Annotated in this window: 19 protein-coding genes and 2 pseudogenes; 12 read left to right on the top strand and 9 right to left on the bottom strand. The window is 69.3% G+C overall.

The annotated features are described in order from the left end of the window. The first annotated feature begins 18 nt into the window (after positions 1-18). The 3 genes from NNI01S_RS12045 (at position 19) to NNI01S_RS12040 (ending at position 1697) form a co-directional block, all read left to right on the top strand. The gene (locus NNI01S_RS12045; protein ID WP_063020160.1) at positions 19-387 is read left to right on the top strand and encodes a VOC family protein; all 369 of its coding nucleotides are present in this window, start codon (positions 19-21) and stop codon (positions 385-387) included. Between the two features lie 303 nt (positions 388-690). Further along, the gene (locus NNI01S_RS33390; protein ID WP_084488735.1) at positions 691-1122 is read left to right on the top strand and encodes an excalibur calcium-binding domain-containing protein; all 432 of its coding nucleotides are present in this window, start codon (positions 691-693) and stop codon (positions 1120-1122) included. Between the two features lie 89 nt (positions 1123-1211). Further along, a complete protein-coding gene (locus NNI01S_RS12040; protein ID WP_245676082.1) occupies positions 1212-1697 on the top strand; it encodes a hypothetical protein in 486 nt (161 codons plus the stop codon). An 82-nt stretch (positions 1698-1779) separates the two neighbouring features. Here the strand turns inward: NNI01S_RS12040 and NNI01S_RS12035 are convergent, their stop codons facing one another. Then, positions 1780-2769 (bottom strand): YeiH family protein, encoded by a 990-nt coding sequence (locus tag NNI01S_RS12035; protein ID WP_063020159.1) that lies wholly within the window; start codon positions 2767-2769, stop codon positions 1780-1782. 117 nt (positions 2770-2886) lie between these two features. On the opposite strand from NNI01S_RS12035, the gene NNI01S_RS12030 reads away from it, so the two are divergent. The 3 genes from NNI01S_RS12030 to NNI01S_RS12020 all read left to right on the top strand — a co-directional run bounded on the left by NNI01S_RS12030 (position 2887) and on the right by NNI01S_RS12020 (position 6184). Continuing rightward, a complete protein-coding gene (locus NNI01S_RS12030) occupies positions 2887-3813 on the top strand; it encodes a LysR substrate-binding domain-containing protein (RefSeq protein WP_063020158.1) in 927 nt (308 codons plus the stop codon). Positions 3814-4331: 518 nt separating this feature from the next. Further along, positions 4332-5378 carry an alpha/beta fold hydrolase gene (locus NNI01S_RS12025; protein ID WP_063020157.1) on the top strand — a complete coding sequence of 349 codons (1047 nt, stop codon included), beginning with the start codon at positions 4332-4334 and terminating at the stop codon, positions 5376-5378. Continuing rightward, positions 5375-6184 (top strand): alpha/beta hydrolase, encoded by an 810-nt coding sequence (locus NNI01S_RS12020; RefSeq protein ID WP_063020156.1) that lies wholly within the window; start codon positions 5375-5377, stop codon positions 6182-6184. The genes NNI01S_RS12025 and NNI01S_RS12020 overlap by 4 nt, the downstream gene beginning before the upstream one ends. Here the strand turns inward: NNI01S_RS12020 and NNI01S_RS12015 are convergent. Beyond that, complete coding sequence (locus NNI01S_RS12015) at positions 6175-8958, bottom strand: helix-turn-helix transcriptional regulator (RefSeq protein WP_063020155.1); 2784 nt, start codon at positions 8956-8958, stop codon at positions 6175-6177. The two genes, NNI01S_RS12020 and NNI01S_RS12015, sit on opposite strands and share 10 nt — an antisense overlap. A gap of 305 nt (positions 8959-9263) precedes the next feature. On the opposite strand from NNI01S_RS12015, the gene NNI01S_RS12010 reads away from it, so the two are divergent. From NNI01S_RS12010 to NNI01S_RS33385, 4 genes and pseudogenes are all read left to right on the top strand, one after another. Beyond that, complete coding sequence (locus tag NNI01S_RS12010) at positions 9264-9692, top strand: hypothetical protein (RefSeq protein ID WP_063020154.1); 429 nt, start codon at positions 9264-9266, stop codon at positions 9690-9692. A 35-nt stretch (positions 9693-9727) separates the two neighbouring features. Then, positions 9728-10585, top strand: coding sequence for an alpha/beta fold hydrolase (locus NNI01S_RS12005; protein WP_063020153.1), 858 nt, complete (start codon positions 9728-9730; stop codon positions 10583-10585). 30 nt (positions 10586-10615) lie between these two features. Continuing rightward, positions 10616-11053, top strand: coding sequence for a VOC family protein (locus tag NNI01S_RS12000; protein ID WP_218019184.1), 438 nt, complete (start codon positions 10616-10618; stop codon positions 11051-11053). A gap of 22 nt (positions 11054-11075) precedes the next feature. Continuing rightward, positions 11076-11966, top strand: a pseudogene (locus tag NNI01S_RS33385) (FAD-dependent oxidoreductase); the annotation flags it as partial. A 92-nt stretch (positions 11967-12058) separates the two neighbouring features. Here NNI01S_RS33385 and NNI01S_RS11990 read toward each other — a convergent pair. From NNI01S_RS11990 to NNI01S_RS11970, 6 genes and pseudogenes are all read right to left on the bottom strand, one after another. Further along, on the bottom strand, positions 12059-15346 hold the full coding sequence (locus NNI01S_RS11990) for a protein kinase domain-containing protein (RefSeq protein ID WP_063020150.1): 3288 nt from the start codon (positions 15344-15346) through the stop codon (positions 12059-12061). 218 nt (positions 15347-15564) lie between these two features. After that, on the bottom strand, positions 15565-16236 hold the full coding sequence (locus NNI01S_RS11985) for a hypothetical protein (protein ID WP_157114713.1): 672 nt from the start codon (positions 16234-16236) through the stop codon (positions 15565-15567). A 376-nt stretch (positions 16237-16612) separates the two neighbouring features. After that, positions 16613-17443, bottom strand: a complete 831-nt coding sequence (locus NNI01S_RS11980) for a hypothetical protein (RefSeq protein WP_063020148.1) — start codon at positions 17441-17443, stop codon at positions 16613-16615. A gap of 240 nt (positions 17444-17683) precedes the next feature. Continuing rightward, positions 17684-17815: pseudogene (locus NNI01S_RS35955) on the bottom strand (cytochrome P450); the annotation flags it as partial. A gap of 1 nt (position 17816) precedes the next feature. Next, positions 17817-18329 (bottom strand): SRPBCC family protein, encoded by a 513-nt coding sequence (locus NNI01S_RS11975; protein ID WP_084488734.1) that lies wholly within the window; start codon positions 18327-18329, stop codon positions 17817-17819. Then, positions 18326-19111, bottom strand: a complete 786-nt coding sequence (locus tag NNI01S_RS11970) for an SDR family NAD(P)-dependent oxidoreductase (protein ID WP_063020146.1) — start codon at positions 19109-19111, stop codon at positions 18326-18328. Before NNI01S_RS11970 ends, NNI01S_RS11975 begins: the two co-directional genes overlap by 4 nt. A 78-nt stretch (positions 19112-19189) precedes the next feature. Between NNI01S_RS11970 and NNI01S_RS11965 the strand changes: the two genes are divergently transcribed. Beyond that, on the top strand, positions 19190-19765 hold the full coding sequence (locus NNI01S_RS11965) for a TetR/AcrR family transcriptional regulator (RefSeq protein WP_157114712.1): 576 nt from the start codon (positions 19190-19192) through the stop codon (positions 19763-19765). Positions 19766-19850: 85 nt separating this feature from the next. Here NNI01S_RS11965 and NNI01S_RS11960 read toward each other — a convergent pair whose 3' ends face one another. Next, the gene (locus NNI01S_RS11960; protein WP_063020144.1) at positions 19851-20450 is read right to left on the bottom strand and encodes a TetR/AcrR family transcriptional regulator; all 600 of its coding nucleotides are present in this window, start codon (positions 20448-20450) and stop codon (positions 19851-19853) included. Positions 20451-20771: 321 nt separating this feature from the next. Between NNI01S_RS11960 and NNI01S_RS11955 the strand changes: the two genes are divergently transcribed. After that, the gene (locus NNI01S_RS11955; protein WP_063917434.1) at positions 20772-21632 is read left to right on the top strand and encodes a DAPG hydrolase family protein; all 861 of its coding nucleotides are present in this window, start codon (positions 20772-20774) and stop codon (positions 21630-21632) included. The last annotated feature ends 285 nt before the right edge of the window (positions 21633-21917 follow it).

Below are 21917 nucleotides of genomic sequence, written 5' to 3'. Positions count from 1 at the left end.
GAACTGAGGAGCATCATCATGCCCGTCACCGGACCCGACTTCCTCTCGCTCCAAGCGCGCGACCTCGCCGCTTCGCAGGCGTTCTACGAGCAATACCTCGGCCTCGTCCGCTCGCAGGCCGGACCTGCGCACGCCGTCGTCTTCGAGACGAAGCCGATCGCGTTCGCACTCCGCGACATCGTTCCCGGCACCGATCTCGCATCCGTCGCTCAGCCCGGCATCGGCGCCGCGATCTGGCTGCACGCCACAGATGTCCAAGCCATTCACGATGCTCTCGTCGCCGACGGGCACACCATCGTCTCCGCCCCGACCGACGGCCCCTTCGGCCGCACATTCACCTTCGCCGACCCCGACGGCTACCAGGTCACTCTCCACGACCGCGTCTGATCGGCCCACCGCACGGGTGAACAGGCTCAGAAGCAACCGAGTCGAAAGAAGGACTACGGTCCAACCGACGTTCGGGCCGAGGCGAACCACAGGGTCGGACCAACTGCGGCGGATACCCGAAACACAAGCCGGGCCGATTCCGATAAGGCCGGCAGTTCCCGAGCTGCGCACTACGCAGAATCTGCGGGACGGAACCAAAGCCGACAACGCAAGGTGCAATGCCATGGCGGCGCGTCACCCTTTCCGTCGACGCGGCGGCATGCACCTGCGCTCGGACATACACCCCTACCTCGGAAAGAGACCATGACATCAACACGGCGACATGCTGCCGCGCTCCTTTCGTGCGCGGCAGTGACGCTCACAGCCGCCGCTTGCGGCGCCGAAACCGCCTCAACGCCAACCACTACGACACCGGTCACGACATCAGTCGTATCCGCCGGCCACACGACACTCCTGCCGCCGACAACCACTGCCGCATCACCGCCGCCGACCCCACTGGCAACGACCCTGATCCCCACTTCACCGCCGGCTGTGGTCGCGCCGGTCCCGCCCGCAGCAGTGGTACCGCCTCCACCGGCGGCGGCCGTACCGGTGCCACCGCGACCGGCAGCCCCCAGCGTCTACTACTCCAACTGCGCCGCCGCCAAGGCAGCGGGTGCCGCGCCGCTACGGCGGGGAGAACCCGGCTACAGATCAGAGCTGGACCGCGATAAGGACGGCGTCGCCTGCGAATAAGGCAACCGGCGCTGTTTATGCCTGCGCGCGCAGAGGAATGCGGCGAGGCATCTTGTAACACCGACTTCCGGTGACCCGACAAACCCGGTATGTCTCTCGATCACAAGCAGCCGCAACGGTTTTCGGCTCGCGCCGGTGTCGTCGCAGCGGTGACCGCCGCCGGGATGGCCGGGTTCGCGGCGCCCGCTACCGCCATACCGCATGACCCGGGTTTTCCGTTCACGCCGACCCTGTCGCGCCTGGTGCCGACGAGCTGCTCGGCGATCATCGACGCGGTCACCGTGCAGCAGGAGAAGGTCGGCACATTCGGCGGGCGGGTGAACATCACCCAGACCGGGGAAGGCTGCTCGGACTGGAAGGTTGCGGTGCGCTTCGAGAATCTCGATACGGGGTACGCGGACGGGCAGCAGCACCGCGTCGTGAACGGTGTCGTCCAAGACACGGTAGACGGCGTGATCGTCGGTTTCGGCACGGCGCCGGGCGTCGGCCGGGTGGAGGCTCGAATCGTCGCGCTGGACTCGAACAACAGGGAGATGGAGCAGATCTCGGGAACGGCCACGTTCACACTGAACTGAGCGCAGCTGAAGTCTCCAGCGCTCGCCGGGCACGGCACGCCCGGCGGCCGGTCCCGGGCGGCGCCCTTCGCGTGGATCACCGTTACCTCCAACCGGTGGCGAGTTGCAGGGCCAGACTGGATATCCCAAGGGTGAGGGCGAGGATCCCGCCGAAGAACAGGGGACGGTGGCCCGCGGTGCGCAGACGCTGCGGCGTGAGGGTGGTTCCGATGGCGGCCAGGACTACGGCGATCAACCAGGCACTGAGGTGGCTCAGGGGCTGCGTCCAGGAAGGGGGAATCACGCCGGTGGCGGCCAGGGCCGACGCGGCGACGAACAGCACGGCGAACAGCGGGATGGTGCGCCACAGCGGAGTGGCGCCGCCGCGGTCACGGCGGACGCCGAGATACAGCCCCACACACATCGGAATGATCGCCAGGCTGCGGACCAGCTTGACGATGACAGCGAAATGCGCTGCGCCGGAGCCGAAGGCCACCCCGGCGGCCAGCACCGAGGATGTGTCGTTGATGGCGGTGCCCGCCCACAGGCCGAACGCCTCTTCGGACATGCCCAGCAGATGCCCCAGTGGCGGGTAGACGAGCACGGCGGCGACATTGAAGACGAAGATGGTGCCCAGAGCGTAGGCGACGCGATCGCGATCGGGCTTCAGCACAGCGGTGGCGGCGGCGATGGCGGAAGCGCCGCAGATCGTGCTGCCCACCGCCACCAGGATGGCCGACTCCCGGTCCAGCGCGAGCAGCCTGCCTGCGACGACCGCTGCCAGCGCGCCGACGACAAGCGTGCCGAGCAGCACGAGTATGGTGCTCCGGCCCACGCTGACGACGGCGCCGAAGGGCAGGCCGAGCCCGAGCACGACGATGGCGGCACCCAATAATCGCTCCTGCGCCGAGGCCAGGCCCGGCACGAAACGCTCGTCCCCTGCTCGGCGCGCGAACACCCCGAATATCGCGCCACCGGTCAACGCGAGCACTGGCGCGCCGAGGGCGGGCCACACCGTGCCCGCGTATGTCGCGGCGGTGGCGATACCGGCCGCCGCCAGAAGACCGGGACCATGCCGGCGAACAATCGTCATCTTCGAGACGATCGCGGCAAACCACCCGTTCCGGTAGCTGTCGTGATGGCAGCACCTCATAAGCCACACTGATGGGGCGCCCGATCCCTGGCCGCCCCGACCGCTCATAATCTGCCCATGACGTTGCCGCCGGGGACACCTGATCTGGAGGTGCTCGCCCTGCTCGTCTCCGTGGCGGAGCTGGGCAGCCTCGGCGCGGCCGGGCGCAGGCACGGCATCAGTCAGCCGGCGGCGAGTATGCGGATCAGCGCCTTGGAACGGCGGCTGCGACTACGACTGCTGGATCGCGGCCCGACCGGATCGGCGCTCACCGACGCCGGGCGCTCGGTCGTGGAGTATGCGCGAGCTGTGCTCGACGCGGCGCGGGCCTTCGGCGCGGGCGTGGCCGCCCTGCACGCCGCCCAGGTTCCGCACCTGCGGATCGCGGCGTCGAAAACCCTTGCCGATCATAGGATCCCGCAGTGGCTCGGCGTCCTGCGCGAATCGTATCCCGAGGTGGCGGTGTCCCTCGAAGTGGACAACACCAGGCAGGTCGCGGAATCGGTCCGGAGCGGTCGAGCGGACGTCGGTTTCGTCGAGGGACCGCATCCGCCGCCCGGCATGGGCAGTCGGGTGCTCGGCGCGGACGCACTGGTCGTGGTCGTCGCGCCCGGCCATCCGTGGGCCCGGCGCCGCCGGCCGGTGACGTTGCGTGAACTCGCCACCACTCCCCTGTTGTGGCGTGAGCCGGGTTCCGGCACCCGCGACACGGTCTGGGAGATCCTGAGCGCGGCATGCCAGCCTGCCCGTCCCGCCGCCGAACTGGGCTCGGCCGCGACCATCGTCGCGTCGGCCCGGGCCGGGGTCGCACCCGCGGTGCTGAGCCGGTTGGTCGCGGCGTCCGACCTGGGCAACGGAACCCTCACCGAAGTGCGAGTGGACGACACCGTGGTGCTCACGCGAAACTTCCGCGCCATCTGGCGCCGTCAGATGCCTCCGTCGGGACCGGCGGAAGTTCTGGTCCGGTGCGCATCGGGCGGCGACCGTGCTGGGCGCAATGGGTGATCGCTCGTCTCGCGACACATTGCGCGGGCTGCGGGACCGCGAGGAAATCGTGACCCGGTAGGGCCTGGCTGCACCGACTACTGGCACCGGTCGCTGCCGACGGCGATGCGGTGCGCCTGCGCACCTCACCGACGAGCGCTGGCGGCAGCCGACGCCCCGAGCGCTTTGCCGGTGAGGATCCGACGTACGTTCTCGATGCGCTCCCCGCGCATGGCCTCGCCCAGGGAACCATCGACACATCGCACCCGAGTGGTAACTCCTCGCGTAATCGCGGATCAGTGACCGACCACACGCAGAGGGCGGAACTCGATTCGGTCGTTCCCGATGGTCAGCGTCCTGGCGGAGCCGCCCAGGCCGACTGCGCTGCGGTGCCGGTCGCGGCGATGACCGACAGTCATCCGTGCGGCAGCGGCAGTCATCGATTACGTCATCCGACAGACGCGCCGGGATACGGGCGCTGCCTAGCGTCGATGGCGACCGGATGCGGTCAGGGGCCGGAACCTTCCGAGGGAGTTGCGATGGACATCAACAGACGACGATTGTTCGGCGGAGCGCTGGCGGTGGGCGCCGCAGGGGTGGCCGCCGGCTCGCTCGCCGCCTGCTCGGCCGCGGAGTCGACGCCCGCCGCCGCACCGGCGGGCGCGGCCCTGCGCGCCGGGGCGGGAGCGCATACAACCCTCGGCCCGGTCGAGCAGATCGAAGCGGGGCTGCTGAACGTCGGTTACGTCGAGTACGGCCCCGCCACCGGCACACCGGTGCTGCTGCTGCACGGCTGGCCGTACGACGCCTTCAGCTACGCCGACGTCGGGCCGCTGCTCGCGACGGCCGGTTACCGAGTGATCGTGCCCTACCTGCGCGGTTACGGGCCGACAACGTTCCGGTCCGAGCGGACCGTCCGCAACGGCCAGCAGTCGGCGATCGCCCGCGACGTCGTCGATCTCATGGACGCGCTGGGAATCGACGCGGCGATCCTCGGCGGATTCGACTGGGGCTCGCGCACCGCCGACATCGTTGCCGCGCTGTGGCCGCAACGCTGCCGCGCCCTGGTCTCGGTGAGCGGATACCTGGTCACCTCGCTGACCGGCAACCAGCAGCCGCTGTCCCCGCAGGCCGAACTCGGCTGGTGGTATCAGTACTACTTCGCCACCGAGCGCGGCCGCCTCGGCTACGCCCGCAACCGGCACGACTTCAACAAGTTGATCTGGCGCAACGCCTCGCCGCAGTGGAACTTCGACGACGCCACCTACGACCGCAGCGCGGCGGCGTTCGACAACCCCGACCACGTCGACATCGTCATCCACAACTACCGCTGGCGCCTGGGGCTGGCGCCCGGCGAACCCCAGTACGACGGCTACGAGCAGCAACTCGCGGCCGCTCCGCCCATCGCCGTGCCCACCATCACGCTGGCCAGCGACTTCGACGGCGCGGGTAAGGACGGCGCGGCCTACCGCGGCAGGTTCACCGGCCGATACCAGCATCGGGTGCTCGACGGCATCGGGCACAACGTGCCACAGGAGGCCCCGAAACCCTTCGCCCAGGCGATCATCGACGCCGACCACCTGTGAGCCCGGCGCGTCGAACACCCGTGTTGTTGCTGCACGGGGCGTGGTTGCACGCGTCGTCGTGGCAAGGGTGGACCCGGTCTCTCACGAGCCGGGGGTACGCGGTGAGCGCTCCCCGGTGGCCGGGTGAGCCGGACACCGTAGCCGCGACCCGCGCCGATCCTTCCGGGTGGCGCGGTCTCGGGCTGGCGGCACTGACCGCCCACTACGCGCGCGTCGCGCGCTCGTTCGACACGCCCCCGGTGCTCATCGGCCACTGTGTCGGCGGCCTGATCGCCCAGCATCTGCTCGGCGCGAACCTGGCTCGGGCGGCCGTAGCACTGGCGCCGCTGCCGCCCGGCGATCTCACCGGGCCGGTCGTCGCGTGGCCGGCCGTACCGGAATCCCCCGGCGAGCCGGGCCGCTTGTCCCGCAGCGCATTCCGGGAGATCTACGCCAACGCGGTCGATGCGGGCGAGGCCACCGCGCTCTACGGCCGGCACGTCGTACCCATGCCCCAGCGGCTGCTCGGTGACATCGCCGCACGAAGCGCAGCCGGGCAGCCGGGCCTGCCGGTGGACACCGGCAACCGGGACCGCGGACCGTTGCTGTTGGTCTCCGGGCAGGAGGATCGCCTGGCGCCCGACTCGATGACGCGGGCGATGTACAAGCGCTACGGCGACTCCGTAGCGGTTAGCGAGCTCGCGCAGTTCGCCGACCGCGGGCATTCCCTGGTGATCGACAGCGGGTGGCATGGGATCGCCGAGCATGTCCTCGGCTGGCTGACCGACCACGGGATCCCGGCCGAAGCGGGCGGCGCTCAGTTCTGAGGGCTACCCGCCGCTTGCCCCTGCGGCGAAGGGGTCTCACGGGTGAGCGCGTCGCGGAGGGCGGCGCGGGTCGTGATGCCCAGTTTCGGGAAGATCCGGTACAGGTGCGAGCCGACGGTCCGCGGCGACAGGTGCAGCTGTGCGCCGATCTCCTTGTTGGTCAGTCCTGCTGCCGCCAGATCGGCGATCCGGCGCTCCTGCCAGGTCAGCGTGGCGGGCTCCGCGGCTGCCCCGGCCCCGCTGACGCCGAGCGGACGCAGTTCGGCCCGCGCGCGTTCGGCCCACGCCACAGCGCCGAGCCGATCGAACGACGCCGCGGCCGCCGACAGATGGTGCCTGGCCGCCGTCCTGCTGTTGGCGTGCCGGAGCCGAAGCCCGTGCGCCGACCGGATCCGTGCCAGCTCGAAGGGGAAACGCGATGCCGAGGGATGGTTTTCGGCACGAGCCACCATATCGGCGGCGCGCGCGTCGTCGTCGGCGGTCATCGCCGTGGCGCCGAAGGTGAGAATCGCCAGGCGCGGAGAGATCGCGGGCAGGCCGGCGTCCCACGCGGCGGCAGCGTGGGCGCGCGCCTCCTCGGCGCGCCCGGTGTGCACGGCGGCTTCGACCAGGTCCAGCAGGCTGCGCGAAGCCTGATAGGCGTACGGCGCGAACTCGCCCGGGGGTGTGATGCCGATGGCGTGCAGATAGGCCGCCTCGAAATCGCCTGCGGTGAGCGCCGCGGTCGTGCCCGCGGCATCGGCGGCCTGGGTGAGGAATCCGAGGCCGCGCGGCCGCGCCCAGGAATCGACCACCGCCTGCAGCTCGCGGGCCTCGTCGAGGCGCCCGCGCAACGCCGCCAGCTGGGCGAGGTAGCCGCGGCTCTGGTGGGCGAACAGGTCGTAGCCCAGGTCGACGGCCCGCCGCAGCGACCGCAGTCCGGTGCGCTCGGCTTCCTCCCATTCGCCGGTCAGCGTTTGATCGAGCATGATCAGGTGCAGCATGACGATGCCGCTGGCCACCGCGCCGGTCTCCAGTTCGCGGTCCACGATCCGCTGCAGATGCGGGCGGTAATCCACGGCGATGTCCAAATGGTAGGACGAGACCGCCAACCGGGTGACGTCCCACGGTTCCAGCTCCGCCAGCCGCGCCGCGGCCGACTCCACGCGCGGCGCCACGCCGGCGCCGTGGCGCACCACATCGCTCCACGAGTCGCGGTAGATCCGCGAACGCGGCGGCAGCAGTTCGCCCATTCCGGCGAGCAGGTCACGGGTGCTGGTCCACATCCCGGCGTCGCCGGCGTACTGACTGATCGCCAGCAGCAGGTTGACCAGCCGGACCAGTACCTCCGGCTGCTCGCGCGCGCCCCGGGCGGACAACTCTTCGATCGCGGCCGATACGCGGCGGTGCGAGGTGCGTACATCACCGTCCTGATACAGCGCCGAGTACACCGAGGCCAGCACCGCGGCCGGCGACTCGTTCCCGCCCGGGGCCGGATCCGACTGCACGATCCGCTGCGCCTGCCCCAGCCGGGCCGCGTGCCCGGCGACGAAAGCAGCGTCGCCGAGGCGGCGCGAACGGTCCTCGTGGCACTCGCTGAGCTGAGCCGCGCGGGTCAGCCATGCCACCGCCGCCATCGCCCCGCCGCGACGGGTCGCCGATTCGGCCGCCGCCTCCAGCGCCGCCGCTACCTGCTCGTCGGGATCGATGGTGGCCGCCGCCAGATGCTTGGCCCGGCGCTCGACGTCGTCACGGTGCACTCGCGCCAGCGCGGCGTGCGCGGCCCGCCGCTGGTTGGGCGTGGCCAGCTGGACCACCGCCGAACGCACGAGCGGATGCCGGAAAATGAAATCACCTGTGCGCAAATCGATTTCGAGTAGCCCACTGCGCACCGCCTCCTCGGCGTCGCGCATCCGGTAGCGGCTCGCCGGCCCCACGGTCGCGCCGGCGCGCGCACCCACGCCGTCGAGCGCGCCCTTCAGCAGCTCCGCGCGCACGGTCTCCGGGAGCGCCGTGATCCGCCCGCTGTACAAGCGCTGCAACCGTTTCGGCAGCGGGACCGCGAGCTCATCGATGACGTCGTCCGAGGTGTCCGCTGCGCCCACGATGTACGCGGGCAGCTCCAGCAGCGCCAGTGCGTTGCCGCGCGCGTGCTCGAGGGTGAGGCGGCGAGTACGCGCGTTCAGTCCCGGGTGGCGCTGATCCAGCAGGCGGGCCGCGGCCTGTTCGGACAACGGCGGGATCGCGGTCTCGGGCAGGGCGGCGGTATCCAGCCGAGAGGGGATGTCGGCACGCAGTGCGATCAGCATCTTCACCGCGCTGCCGGTGAGCCTGCGTCCGACGAAACCGCACACCTCGGCGCTGGCGGTGTCCAGCCACTGGCCGTCGTCGAGAACCAGCAGCAGCGGCCGCTCCCGCGCGGCCGCGGCGAGCAGGTTGAGCACGGCGATACCCAGCGTCATGACCGAGGGCGGGTCCCCGGCTCGCTGCCCGAAGACGGCGTCGAACGCGGCGCGCGAACCCTCGTCGAGGTCGCGCGCGTGTGTCAGCAGCGGATACAGGAACTGATGCAGTCCCGCGTAGGGCAATTCGGATTCGGCTTCGACGCCGGTCACGCGCAGGACCGCATGCTCGGCACGCTCCGCCAGTTCGGCGGCGTGGGCGAGCAGAGCACTCTTTCCGACACCGGTTTCGCCACGCAGGATCAGGGACCTGCCACCCGGGGCTGTCACGAACGAGGAAAGCTGCGCCCGCTCGTCGTCGCGGCCCACCATCGCCGCGGCACATGACTCCATGTCGGTCGCTCCTCTCGCGCGTGCGGCAAGACTAACCGGTCGGTTCCGGAGCGACGACGCCTTGCCGCAGCGGCAATACCGACGTCATTCGACCGCTCGCGCGCCCGGCACGAGCCGCCGAGAAGCCGCAGAAGATACGTCACCGCTACGTCATCCGACGGATTCGGTGCCGCGCCCTCGGCGGCGATGCTCGACAGGCAGCCGGAACCGCACCCCGCGGGCCGGCGGCGCGGCCCGCCCGCCGGGCCATCGGACGTCGCGTCCCGCCCCGTCCGGACTTCGCACCAATGCCCAGGAGCAACCTCATGACCACGGTCCGTTTCCATTTGCAGTCCACCCTCTCTCCGGCCGAGGTCGTGCGGGTGCTGACCGACTTCGGCCCGGGCCGCACCGATGCGTGGCCGACCATCGACGCCGAGCACTTCGTCGTGCACGACCGCGGCGAGACCTGGGCCGAGGTCACCGAGGGCACCGCGGCCGCCTGGGAGCGCGCACGCTACGAGTGGGAGCCGGGGGGCGACACCGTCAGGATCAGCACGCTGGACTCCAAGCTCTTCGGCGCGGGCGGCGGCTGGGTTTTCCGGGCGGTGCCAGACAACGAAGGCTCCCGCGTCGAGGTCGAATTGCTCCGCACGCCGCGCACTCTCAAGGGCCGGGCCCTGGCCGTGCTGCTGCCCCTGGTCGGCCCTTCCGCACTGCGCAAATCCTTCGCCGGCCCGCTGCATGCCGCCTGACCTCTCCCTGACTCATCCACCGAAGCGAGACCATCATGAAAGACACCCGACGCAGCGGCGTCCGTATCCCCCGGCTCGCTCGCGCGGCGACCGCGCTGGCGGCCGTCGTCGCCGGGGGCGCGTTGGTCGTGGCTTGCACCTCGAGCACCACCACCCACGCCGGCCCCACGCCGGACGCGACACGACCGACCATCGTCCTCGAACACGGAGCCTTCGCCGACGGTTCGAGCTGGAACGAGGTCATCGAGCGCCTCGGCCACGACCGGTATCGCGTTGTCGCCGCGGCGAATCCACTGCGCGGACCCGCAGCCGACGCCGCCGCCTTGAAAGCACTGCTCGGCACCATCGACGGACCCGTCATCCTGGTCGGGCACTCCTACGGCGGCTCGGTGATCAGCGCGGCGGCGGCAGGCGATCCCCACGTCGAAGCACTCGTCTATGTGGCGGCATTCCTGCCCGCCCCCGGGGAGACCGCGCTCGATCTCACCGGCCGCTACCCCGGCTCGACCCTGCCCGCTGCCCTGGGCCGCATTCCGTCCACCGGGGCCGGCGGCACGGCGGGTGAGGACCTCTACATCCGGCAGGACGCGTTCCACGACCAGTTCGCCGCCGACGTCTCCGCCGATCGCGCGGCCCTCATGGCAGCCACCCAACGCCCCATCGCGCAATCCGCGCTCGCGGAGCCCGCCACGGCGGCGGCCTGGACCGACAAGCCCACCTGGGACGTGATCACCACCGAGGACCGCAACATTCCCGTCGCGGCCCAGCGGTTCATGGCCGAACGCGCCCACGCGCACGTCACCGAGGTGGCCGCCTCGCATTCGGTGGCCGTCTCCCATCCCGACGTCGTCGCCGACGTCATCGAACAGGCCGCCCAGGGCGCGCACCGATAACCCCGAGAACAGGACAAACCGATCGTGGACATGAAATTGGAAGTCGTCGTGCTGCCCGTCGCCGACGTCGACCGCGCGAAGGACTTCTACACCGGACTCGGGTTCCGTCTCGACGCCGACTTCACGGTGGACGAGGGATACCGGGTCGTCCAAGTGACGCCGCCGGGTTCGGAAGCCTCGATCATCTTCGGCACCGGTGTGGCGAACGCAGCCCCCGGCACGCTGCACGGGCTGCACCTGATTGTCACCGATATCGAGCGGGCGATCGCCGAGCTGCGCGAACGCGGCGTCGAGGTCGAGGGGCCGTTCCGCGACGCCACCGGGGTGTTCCACCACGCGGGCACCGCGCAGCGCGTCGCCGGGGCGCACCCGCGACGTGCCAGCTACGGCTCCTTCGCGGCGTTCCACGACCCCGACGGCAACAGCTGGTTCCTGCAAGAAGTCACTCAGCGGGCACCCGGCCGCTGACGACCGAGACGAAAGCACTGTCATGACAGACGAGAACTCTCGGACCTACGACGTCGTGGTCCTCGGGGCCGGCCCGGTCGGCGAGAATGTGGCCGACCGAACCAGCGCCGCCGGACTGCGCACCGTTATCGTGGAAGCCGAGCTGGTCGGCGGCGAATGCTCCTACTGGGCTTGCGAACCCAGCAAAGCGCTGCTGCGCCCCGCTCTGCTGCACGCCGAATCCCGCCGGGTACCGGGCGTCGCCGCGGCGCTCACCCGGCCCCTCGACGCCGCGGCCGTCCTGGAACACCGCGATCGCATGTCCGCCGACTGGAACGACCGCGACCAGGTCGACTGGCTCGGCTCGGCGGGCATCGCCCTCGAGCGCGGGCACGGGCGGATCACCGGCGAACGACAGGTGACGGTCGAGACCCCGGACGGCGCGACACTGAATCTCACCGCCCGGCACGCGGTGGCCGTGTGCACCGGCACCCGACCGGCGCTGCCGTCGCTGCCGGGGCTGGACACGGTGCGCGCGTGGACGAGCCGGGAGGCCACCAGCGCCCGCGCGGTGCCCGGCCGACTGGTCGTTCTCGGTGCGGGCGTGGTCGCCGCCGAGATGGCCACGGCCTGGCAGGCGCTCGGCGCGCAGGTCACGCTCGTCGCGCGTGAGTCCCGGCTGCTGACCCGCGTCGAGCCCTTCGCCGCGGAACTGGTCGCCGACCGGCTGCGGGCCGCGGGCGCCGATCTCCGCTTCGCCACCACCATCGCCCGGGCCGAACGGGCGGGCGGACCGGACGACGGTGTGCACGTCACTCTCGGCGACGGCAGCCGAATCGTCGCCGACGAACTGCTCCTCGCGACGGGACGCGCACCCCGCACCGACGACATCGGACTCGAAACCATCGGACTCACCCCTGGGCAGTGGCTCGACACCGACGACACCTTCAACAATGGTTTACCGGTTCGGCACTGGACGCGATCAGCGCGCAGACTCTGGCCGTGGCACGCGCACACTTCCGGTTATCAGCTGGAACTCGCTTGCTGGGCTTGCTCGACGATCCAGGCCGCGATCTGGGTGCGTGAGGTGAAGCCGAGTTTGGTCAGGATGTGTTCGACGTGGCCCTGGACGGTGCGTTGCGAAACCACCAATTTGTTGGCGATCTGCTTGTTGCTGAGTCCCTGGGCGACAAGGTCGGCGACCTGCCGCTCCCGCTTGGTCAGTCTCACAGCGGGGCCCGACGCGACGCTCGCGTCGGCAGGCTGTTCCCCGAGCGCGTACGCGACGGCGGCGTCGGCTCCCATCGCTTGGCCTTGCCGGAGGGCGGCGTCGAATGCGCGAGCACCGAGGGCGCTGCGCGTCATTCGCTCACATTCTTTGTGAAAGCGCGACATGCTCAGCAAGACCGCGCGCACGCTGCCGCCCACCAGCCAGTTTCCCTGGGCGGCTCCCAGCAGCACAGCGGCGCGTTCCGCGTCGCCCTGGTCGGCGACAGTCCAGGCCAGCGCCTCGATCCCGAATGCGATGAGCACCGGACTATTCGGCCGCCGATTGACTCGTAATGCTTCTTTCAGCAACCGCTGGGCACGGTCTCGCTCGCCCTGCTGCCATGCGGCGACACCCAAGCCGCGCAACGCGGTCGAACGATAGAGCAGTTCACCTCGGGCTTCGGTGATGGAAAGCACGCGCCGGTAGCGCTCGGCCGCAAGAGTCATGTCGCCGCGCAGTTCGTACGACCAGGCGAGGATGGCCAGCGCACTGACGTAGAGTTCGCCCGTCTGGTTCGAGCTGAGCATCTCGACAGCTCGTTCGAGGGTCGAGGAGGCGTCGGCCGCTTCGCCGCTGGCGAGTGCGACGATGCCGGCGGCGTAGGCGAGCTGTCCCTCGATGGCGGGGGTGGAGTCCTGGACGGCGAGCGCTCGCCCCTCCGCCAGAAACGCGGCCGCGGCCTGGAAATCCCCCTGCGGCGCGGCGACTTCGCAGGCCGCGCGCAGGGCACCGATGCGGCCGGGTACCGATTGCGCGCCGGGGTGGGCGAGGACGCGGTCGATCCAGAATCGGCCTTCCCCATACAGGCCGCGAAAGCTCCAGAACTCGTGCAGGGCCGAGCAGATGCGCAACCCTGCTTCAGCCGCTGCCCGGCTGTTGTCGGTCAGGCAGGTTTCGAGCGCTTCGCGCAGGTTGGGTTGTTCACGTTCGAGCCGCGCGATCCAGTCGGGCTGCCGAGGGCTGATCCACTCGGCTTCGGCGGTCAGCGCCATCCGTTGATACCAGTCGCGGTGCCTGCGGCGCAGCTCGGCGTCCTCGCCGGATTCCCGCAGTTTTTCCCGGCCGTAGTCTCGCAAGGTCTCGAGCATCCGGATACGCACGACGGAATGCGATTCCTCCCGGATCAGGATCGATTTGTCCACGAGGGCCGACAACACATCCAGCGGACTGTGCGCGGCGTCGAGTGCCATCAAGTCGGTACCGCAGACTTCTTCGGCCGCGTCGAGTTCGAAACTGCCGGCGAACACCGACAGCCGCGCCCACAGCCGCTGTTCGGCGCGGGTGCACAACTCGTAGCTCCAGGCGATGCACCACCGCAGCGTTTGCTGCCGCGCGGGGGCGGTGCGGCTGCCGCGGGTGAGCAGCGTGTACCGGTCGGTGAGCCGGGCCAGGATCTGCTCGGGCGACATGGTGCGCATCCGGGCCGCGGCCAGCTCGATCGCCAGCGGCAACCCGTCCACTTGGGCGCAGATTCCGGCGACGGCGGCCTTGTTGTCCTCGTCGAGCTCGAAGTCCGGCACGGCGGCCGCGGCGCGGTCGGCGAACAACGTCACCGCGTCGAAGCGCGGCAACCCCGCCAGGGTCGGCTCCCGTTCCGGGTCCGGCACCCGCAACGGCGCCACCCGCAGCACCGTCTCTCCGGCGATATTCAACGGTTCCCGGCTGGTGGCCAGGACCCGCACGTCCGGGCAAGTCCGCAGCAATGTCTCCGTCAGCTCGGCTACGGCCCCCACCATGTGCTCGCAGTTGTCGATCACGACCAGCGTCTCGCGCGAGCTCAGGAAGTCGATCAGAACGTCGAGCAGCGGCGTGGCCGCCTGGCTCCGTACGCCGAGGGCGGCCGCGACCACGTCGACCAGCAGAGCCGGATCCGACATCTCGGCCAGCTCGACCAGCCACACCCCGTCGGCGAAATCACGGCGCAACTGTGTCGCTGCGCGCAGCGCCAGTCGTGTCTTGCCGACACCGCCGGTGCCGGTCAACGTCACCAGCCGTGAGGCCGACAGCAGTTTCTTCAGCTGCGACACTTCGGCGCGCCTGCCGACGAAACTGGTCAACTCCAGCGGCAGCTCGCCGCTCTGGCTTCGCGCGGCCGTCGACGTACGCCGCTCCCGCGACGACAGCTTCTCGTCCCGGTGCTCCGATTCGCCCAGCAACGCCATCTCACCGACCGAGAATCCGTGGCATTGCTGCACCTGCCGGATCGCTTCTCCCAGCGCCGCGGCCGAGGGCCGCGCGTGGCGGTCGCGGTTCATCGCGGCTTCCACCAGCGACGACACGTCCTCGGGGATGCCTTCCTCCCGTAGGTCCGGGACCGGCTGGGAGGAGATCCGGACGAACTGCGCCACGACGTTCTCCCCGCTGCGCCGCTCGAACGCGGCATACCCGGTCAGCGCACAGAACAGCGTGGCGCCGAGCCCGTAGACATCCGCGGCCGGGGTCGGATCGACGCCTTCCAGCACTTCCGGTGCGGTGAACGCGGGCGACCCGGTCACCACGCCCGCGGCTGTCTGGAACCCGCCGGCGATGTGCGCGATACCGAAATCGGTCAACGCAGGCTCCCCGTACTCGGTGAGCAAGATGTTTCCCGGTTTCACGTCCCGATGCACGATACCGAGGCGATGCGCGCTGGCCAGTGCACCGGCGATCTTCACCCCGATCGACAACACCCGCTCCACAGGGAGCGGACCGTGCTGCCGTATCCACACGTCCAGCGAATTCAGCGGGTGATACGGCATCACCAGATAAGGCTGCCCGCTGCCGGTCGCGCCGGTCTCCAGCACGGTGACGATGTTCGGATGCGCCGTCAACCTGCCCATCGCCCGCTGCTCCCGCGTGAACCGGGCCTGATTGTCGGCGCCGAGTTCCGCGGACAGCACCTTCACGGCAACCGTCCGATCCAGCGCGACCTGCCGACAGCGATACACCACGCCGAAACCGCCTCGACCGATCTTCACCGCGTTCTCGAAGCCGGCCGCAGCCAACTCCGCCGTGGGAGCAGTTGTCACCTCACGGCGTGTCCGCAGCGGATCTTCATCGGTCATCGCTCGCGCGAGATCCCACCAGCATGTCTCCGGAGAGCAGGCAACATGCGTACACCTTTCACCCGTGCCCAGCGTATCGCCGAAAGATCGATGACGGCCGACACCGTCCAAACGGTTACCTACCGGCCATCGCCGACCAGCCCGGCCCGCCGCGACTCGAGGGCACGGTCCCGGCCAGGCCCGGGCGCGCGACCCGTTCCGCGGGTGAGACGAGCGTGCTAGGTCTTCCGCACGCCGTCCAGCGCCCTGCGGGCTTGGTTCTCGGCGATCGTGGCGAGTTCTTCCCGGTTCACCGGGGGTTCGCCCTTCGCGCGCAGGACGGCGACTTCCACGCGCACCGAGACATTGCTGTCCTGCACTCCCAGGATGTAGGTCATTGCGTTGCCGGTGTCCGTGGTCGCGGTATGCCAGTAGCCCTCGGTGCCGATTCCGGTGACCTCGCCGGAGGCCCGCCTCGCCCCGGTGGAGCCGGTGTCGGTTTGTTGCCAACCGTCGTAGGCCGGGGCGGTGTCGGCGCCGGTGAACTGGGCCTGCAGGCTGATGCCGGCTTCGTCGACGGTGGCGTCGTCGGGGATCGTGGAGGGGCTGGTGTAGCGGATGGCGCAGTACAGGTTGCCGCCGTCGTAGTCGTTCGGCGGGAACTCCCGATGCTGGGGCGCTTCCCTCGGGGTGGACGACCACCTGTGCAGCGGCGTGGGATCGACGAGATCGCACGCGTTGGTGATGCCACTGATCGAATAGTTCCCCGGCGCCGGGTCTCGCCGGGATGACGTGGACGGAGCCGCACTGGACGTGGCCGAGGTGATGAGCGGGGTTGGGGAAGTGGCGGACTCGTCGCTGCGGACGCCGACGACGACACCGATCACTACACCGACACCCAGCGCTACCACCAGCGCGAGAACACCGGCAGCGATCAGACCCGTTCTGCCGCGGCCGGTCTGCGGTGGGTACGGTGGCCGCGCGTATCCCGGATGAGCTGAGCCGTACCCGGAAGCGGGCCGACCGACGGTGCTGCCGGGCGGAGGCGGGTACCTGCCCGAGTCCGGGCCGACCCACCCACCTACGGGTGAAACAGGTGGCGCCCCAGCGGGATCGGCGCTTTCCGGCGTCGGCCGATCGTCAGGTTCGTGCTGGGAATCGGTCATCCCCGTAGCCTCTCCGGTTCCGCAACGGGCTCCCGTCGACCGTCAACTCCGAGCCGATCGTAATCCAGCCACCGTCGGCCGGCGGCGCGGTCACCAACCTGTGCCCTCGAGTCGCCGGTCGTTACTTCTCCCGCAAACCCTCCAGCGTCCTACGCACCTGGGACCTGGTGATCGGATCGAGTTCGTCCTGTCGCACCGCGGGAGAACCCTTCTCGCGCGTGAGGGAGATACTCACCCGCACCGAGACGTTGCCGTCCTGCACACAGACGACGTAGACGATGTTCGCGACGAGGTTTCCTCTGGTTTCGGAGTACCAGTAGCCCTGCTCGCCGATTCCGGTGACCACACCGGAAGCCGACTCCGGTGCGGGTGTGGCGACGTCGGCGTGTTTCCAATGGTCGTAGAAGGGTGGGGCCGTGCCGTTGGTGAACTGGGCCTCGACGCGCATCGCGGCTTTGTTCATGGGGAACTCGCCGCCGGTCGCGGAGGTGTACCTGGCATCGCACTTCAGGCCGCCGCTGTCGTGGGCGGTCGGCCGCCTTTCCTCGTGCTCGGGAGCACCTTTCGGTGTGGGCGACCACTTGGTCAACGGCGTGGGATCCACAAGATCACAGGCGTTGGTGATCGCATTCATCGAATAGGTCCTCGGCTCCATCTGGGCGGCAGCCGAGGCGCCGGGAGACTCGTCGCCCCTGTCGCGGACGACGACGATGCCGATCGCCACACCGAGCCCCAGCGCCACCACCAGCCCGAGTACACCGGCGATGATCAGCCCCGTCCTGCTCCCGCTGGTCGATGGCGGCGGATACGACGGCGCAGGCCCGTACCCCTGACCGGGTGGCAGGTGCGGCACGGCCCAGCCGTCCACCGGCGGATCCGTCTGCCGCGCATCGGGTTCGACGCCGCCCGGCCCAGCAGGCCGACCGCCAGGTCCGCGCTGGGAATCGGTCATCCCTGCAGCCCCTTCGATCCCGCAACGGGCTCCCCCGTCGACCGTCCACTCCGATCGTATTCCCGCCACCGCCATCACGGGCAACAGCGGGTCGGCATGCTTCCGGCACGCAGGTCTGCAGGCGGCCGAATCAGGACGAGCCCAGGTCCTGCCGAAAGTAGGCCGCGCTCTGAGCTTGCGAGCTTGGACGCGGAAAGAAGGGAGACATGCCCATGGGGAAGGTCGCCGCCGGACTGGGCCCTACACGGGTTTCAGCGGTGGCGAGGGCGGAAAGACGACCGGCAGTGCCGTCAGTGCCCGATGGAACGGGCCCGGACGCCAGACGAGTTCTTCGGCCGGCACCGCCAGCTCCAGTTCCGGCAGCGCCTTCTTCCTATCCAGCGCGCGCCGTGCCAGGATGTGCGCGAGCGAATCCGGCGAGTCCCGCGGCGAAGGAGTCGAACATCGGCTCGAAAACGCGTCGCATCACGAGCGATTCGATCGGGTGCAGCACCGGCGCCGGGTCGAGGTGTACCTGCCAGATCATGCGGCAGCGGTCGGGTCCGAGCGGCTCGAAGGTGATGTCTTCGATCATCCTGCGCGCCAGCGGGATCGACATGGCATCGGCGGAGAACGTGAAACGGGCGGCGGGCTCCCAGGCCAGGAATCGTTCGCGTACGGTGATCCAGCGCAAGTGGATGTCGCGGATCGTTCCCACGTCATGCGAAGCATTTCCGTACCAGGTGGTGGCCCGGTAGCCGTCGGCCCACTCCCGTTGGCCTTCCCCGGTGGCGAGAATGTCGAAGGTTCGCCGCGCCGATGCGTCCACGACACGTTCGCTGTGTAGGTGGCGGCGCATCGAAGAGATGTCGGGCAGGCTGCTGGGACGCAGGGCGTACATGGTCATTTCGCGGCGACCAATCCACGGGTGAGGCGAATGGTGGTGCGGCGCGGTAGGTACCGCGGCAGACGCGTGGACACCGCGTTCGCCAGCCCGGACACCACGCTCGGCCGGGGCCTGCGGCGATCCAGTTCACGGAGAGCCGTCGCCACCACCTGCTCCGATGTCTGTCGTCGCCCGACGCTGGCGGCTTCGCCCGCCACCTCGAAGAACTCGGTATCGGTGGCGCCCGGGCACACGGCGAGCGCGGTGACACCACTGCCTTCGAGTTCGCCCCACAGCGCTTCGGTGAACGAGAGCACGAACGCCTTCGTCGCGCCGTAGACGGCCATGAACGGGATCGGCTGGAACGCCGCGGTGGAGGCGATGTTGATCACCGCTCCGCGGCCGCGCCGGATCATGTCCGGCAACGCCGCCCGGGTCAGTTCCGCGACGGCGGTGATGTTGACCGCGATCTCCTCGCGCACACGCGCGGGGTCGTGGTCGGCGAGTGGGCCGTGGGTCGCGAAACCGGCGTTGTTGACCAGCACGTCGATCGGGTTCTCGTCCGCGCTCAGCAGGACGGCGAGTCGCTCGACATCCGCCGGGATCGAAAGGTCCGCGGTGAGGACCCGAGCCCGGATGCCGAAGGTGTGTTCGAGGTCGGTCGCCAGCTCGCGCAACCGATGCTCGCGCCTGGCGACCAGGATCAGGTCGCACCGTCTTTCTGCCAAGGCCGTCGCGAATGCCGCGCCGATTCCGCTACTCGCACCGGTCACGACCGCCGTCGCGCCATCCCAGTTCTTCATGTCGCCTCCTGAAGGTGAACAGCTGTTCAGCTAGCTATACTTAACAGCTGTTCAGTGATCTATGTCAAGGGAGCCTCGATGACCGACACACGCCAGCGACGAGCGCGAGGAGAGGGCGAGCGACTGCGCGCGGAGTTGGTTGCCGCCGCGATCGAGCTGCTGCTGGAACCGCAGTCGTTGCCGACGCCGTCGCTGCGGGCCATCGCCCGGGCCTGCGGTGTCGCGCCCAGCGCGGTCTACATGCACTTCCCGTCTCAGGATGCGCTGAACTATGCCGTGACCGAGGAACTGTTCGGCCGGCTACGGCACGCGCTCGACGCTGCGGACATGCCCGATGGCACCCGCGCCGACCGGCTTCGTTCGTTGATCGATGCCTATCTGACGTGGGCCGAGAATCATCCCGGCGCCTACCAGTTGCTGTTCGAACGACCCGATCCCCCGATCGGTCCCGGTACCGGGCCGGGACTGGATCTGCTGGATCGTCTGGCCGATCTGTTACCGGCCGCCGAGAAATCCCCCGATCTCGCGCTGCGCGCCTGGTGCGCTCTGCACGGTGTGGTCTCGCTACGGATCCACAAACCTACGGCCCCTTGGACGTCGGAACCACGCGCCGACGCATGGGCAGTCGTCGCAGCCCTCGCCGGCCTACCGTGACCATCGGTGGCGGCGCAGAATCGTTCTCCGCGGTCACTTCGCCGACCACCCGTCCCGCGATTCGGTGCGCTGATCTTGATGCGAATCATTCGTTCCAGGGCAGCAGCAGTCTGGTGAAGACTTGACGGAGCCGAGCCGGCGGCAAGGGGGCGGCGCCGATCATGACTTGGCGTTGGATCAGTCCATCGACAACGACGGTGACCGTCTCGGCGGTCAGAGCGGACTGGGGTACCTCGAGCGTCTCGAGCAGCCCTTCGGTGAACCGCACGAAGGCGCGGCGTTGCTGGTCGAACAGATCCCGCAGCTGCGGATGGAACTGGGCTTCGCCCAGCAGCAGGTGTCTGGCCAGAGTCCGCCGACGTGCCGGCCCAGTGGTCATCGCTTCGATGAAAGAGGCCATGAACTCGGCCAATTGCGGGATCGAGGTGGGGTCGAGTGCCGACATATCCGCGAAATGGGCGACAGCGAGCTCGTAGTCTCGGGAGAACAGTTCCTCCACAGCCAAGGCGACGAGCTTGCCCCGGGTGGGCGCGTGATAATTGACCGCGCCCGGCCGCATCCCGGCGGCGGCGTCGACCGCCCGGTGGGTAAGACCGCGCAGGCCGTAGTCGGCGAGCACATCGATCGCCGCCGAGGCGATGCTGCGGCGCCGCTGGGTCACGTCCGGACGCGGAGGCTCGCTCATGACCGCATCGTAGAGCGCGAGACCTGCACCGCCATCGCGGCCGGTTGCCGAAAACTGGTGGCAGAGATGTACCGGAACCGCTGGCGGGGCGCGACCGAGCGCGCGCAACCTGAGAGCAGACGGCTGTGGCCCGGCGCCGCCGCGAGGTCGTATGGGCCCACTGGCCAGTGCGCGGTATTCGGGTCCTGTGCTGTGTCACAGAACTCGGTCCGATAGCCACCGGCGCAGAACAGCCCCTTCTAATCTCAACGCATGTTGAGAACTCGGCGGATGTCACGGCGCGCAATGCTGTCGATGATCCCGAATGTGGGGGCAATAGTGATGATCGAAGAATCGACCGGCACCGGGCACGCCGCTCCTGCGGGACAGACGCGTTATCGGGGCTATTCCTCCGAGGACCGGCTCCTGCCCTATGCGCGGTTCTTCGCCGACCGCACGCTGCCGGTTCCCGCCGAGGTCGCCGTGGCCTATGCCGGGCCGGCGACCGATCCGCGGCTGATTCCGGAGTTCGACGGCCTGCCCGGCGATCTGAGCCCGAGCGGATATTCTGCGGTGGAGACGGGATACGGGTACACGAGAGCGGGTGCGATGTGGGCGGCCGTGCGGACAGTGATGCCCGGAGTCACTGCGGCGATGTGGGATTGGTGGTTCGGCTGGCACATCGCCGAGTCGGCGCGTTACAAGCTCTGGCATCCCGACGCACACCTGTATGTAGAGGCCGCGCAGATCCGGACCACAGCCGGGCTCGGCGACCGTGACAGGTACATAGGCAATACCGCCTATGTCGATGAATACATCGGCGCCAAGCTACAGCAATTGGCGATCAGCTTCCATGCCCCGGCGTTGCTGGGCCTCGAGGTGCCCGATGATCACACGATCATTCTCGGCCGGGTGGGCAGCAGCGTGGCTCCCCTGGATGTGGGGTGGCTGGCTCACCAGGTCCGGCCGGCGCCCGGCGGTTGTGAGATGCGCAGTCGGTTCTATCTGAATCTGTACGGCCCGCGAGTGCCCGACGCGGGGCAGGCCGCGCGGGCAGTAGCACGCGGAGCTGCTCTCGATCCCGCCGATCTGGTGCTCGGCCTGGACTGGGCCCGCGAACTTCTCTTGCACTGCGGGCAAGAAATGAATCACCTCGCCGCATTCCTTCCCGAGCTTTACCGTGAATTCGCGAGTCAGGTCTGAACCCAGCGGGGGTAGTCGACAGTCCGGGCTTCGCACCAATCGAACAAGCGCTCATCGAGACGGTCGCGATCGTGGCTGTCGGCCAAGCCTTCGGCTGGATCGCTGCCCCTTCACCATCGAGGAATCGGCTGCCGCGGCCCAGGGCGGGATGGCGTTGGCGATTCCACACCCCCTTCACCCGGTACCTACCGCCCAGCAACCATCCAGCGATTGCAAGCAATGAGGTAATCTGACGCACTATGAACCCACTTACGTGGCGCATTTCTGCCGAATGGGTGCTCTAAG

It is taken from the genome of Nocardia niwae NBRC 108934 = DSM 45340, from assembly GCF_001613465.1.
GTDB lineage: Bacteria > Actinomycetota > Actinomycetes > Mycobacteriales > Mycobacteriaceae > Nocardia > Nocardia niwae.
The sequence above is the reverse complement of the archived record's forward strand: the minus strand, read 5'-3'. Positions and strand labels throughout refer to the sequence as shown.

Coding starts and splice junctions, on each gene's coding strand:
- NNI01S_RS11975 (WP_084488734.1), bottom strand. CDS start 18,329: ATGACCATGTACGCCCTGCGTCCCAGCAGCCTGCCCGACATCTCTTCG.
- NNI01S_RS12045 (WP_063020160.1), top strand. CDS start 19: ATGCCCGTCACCGGACCCGACTTCCTCTCGCTCCAAGCGCGCGACCTC.
- NNI01S_RS12025 (WP_063020157.1), top strand. CDS start 4,332: ATGGACATCAACAGACGACGATTGTTCGGCGGAGCGCTGGCGGTGGGC.
- NNI01S_RS11965 (WP_157114712.1), top strand. CDS start 19,190: ATGACCGACACACGCCAGCGACGAGCGCGAGGAGAGGGCGAGCGACTG.
- NNI01S_RS12000 (WP_218019184.1), top strand. CDS start 10,616: ATGAAATTGGAAGTCGTCGTGCTGCCCGTCGCCGACGTCGACCGCGCG.
- NNI01S_RS12035 (WP_063020159.1), bottom strand. CDS start 2,769: ATGACGATTGTTCGCCGGCATGGTCCCGGTCTTCTGGCGGCGGCCGGT.
- NNI01S_RS12040 (WP_245676082.1), top strand. CDS start 1,212: ATGTCTCTCGATCACAAGCAGCCGCAACGGTTTTCGGCTCGCGCCGGT.
- NNI01S_RS12005 (WP_063020153.1), top strand. CDS start 9,728: ATGAAAGACACCCGACGCAGCGGCGTCCGTATCCCCCGGCTCGCTCGC.
- NNI01S_RS11990 (WP_063020150.1), bottom strand. CDS start 15,346: ATGACCGATGAAGATCCGCTGCGGACACGCCGTGAGGTGACAACTGCT.
- NNI01S_RS11970 (WP_063020146.1), bottom strand. CDS start 19,111: ATGAAGAACTGGGATGGCGCGACGGCGGTCGTGACCGGTGCGAGTAGC.
- NNI01S_RS33390 (WP_084488735.1), top strand. CDS start 691: ATGACATCAACACGGCGACATGCTGCCGCGCTCCTTTCGTGCGCGGCA.
- NNI01S_RS12015 (WP_063020155.1), bottom strand. CDS start 8,958: ATGGAGTCATGTGCCGCGGCGATGGTGGGCCGCGACGACGAGCGGGCG.
- NNI01S_RS11960 (WP_063020144.1), bottom strand. CDS start 20,450: ATGAGCGAGCCTCCGCGTCCGGACGTGACCCAGCGGCGCCGCAGCATC.
- NNI01S_RS12030 (WP_063020158.1), top strand. CDS start 2,887: ATGACGTTGCCGCCGGGGACACCTGATCTGGAGGTGCTCGCCCTGCTC.
- NNI01S_RS11955 (WP_063917434.1), top strand. CDS start 20,772: ATGATCGAAGAATCGACCGGCACCGGGCACGCCGCTCCTGCGGGACAG.
- NNI01S_RS12010 (WP_063020154.1), top strand. CDS start 9,264: ATGACCACGGTCCGTTTCCATTTGCAGTCCACCCTCTCTCCGGCCGAG.
- NNI01S_RS11980 (WP_063020148.1), bottom strand. CDS start 17,443: ATGACCGATTCCCAGCGCGGACCTGGCGGTCGGCCTGCTGGGCCGGGC.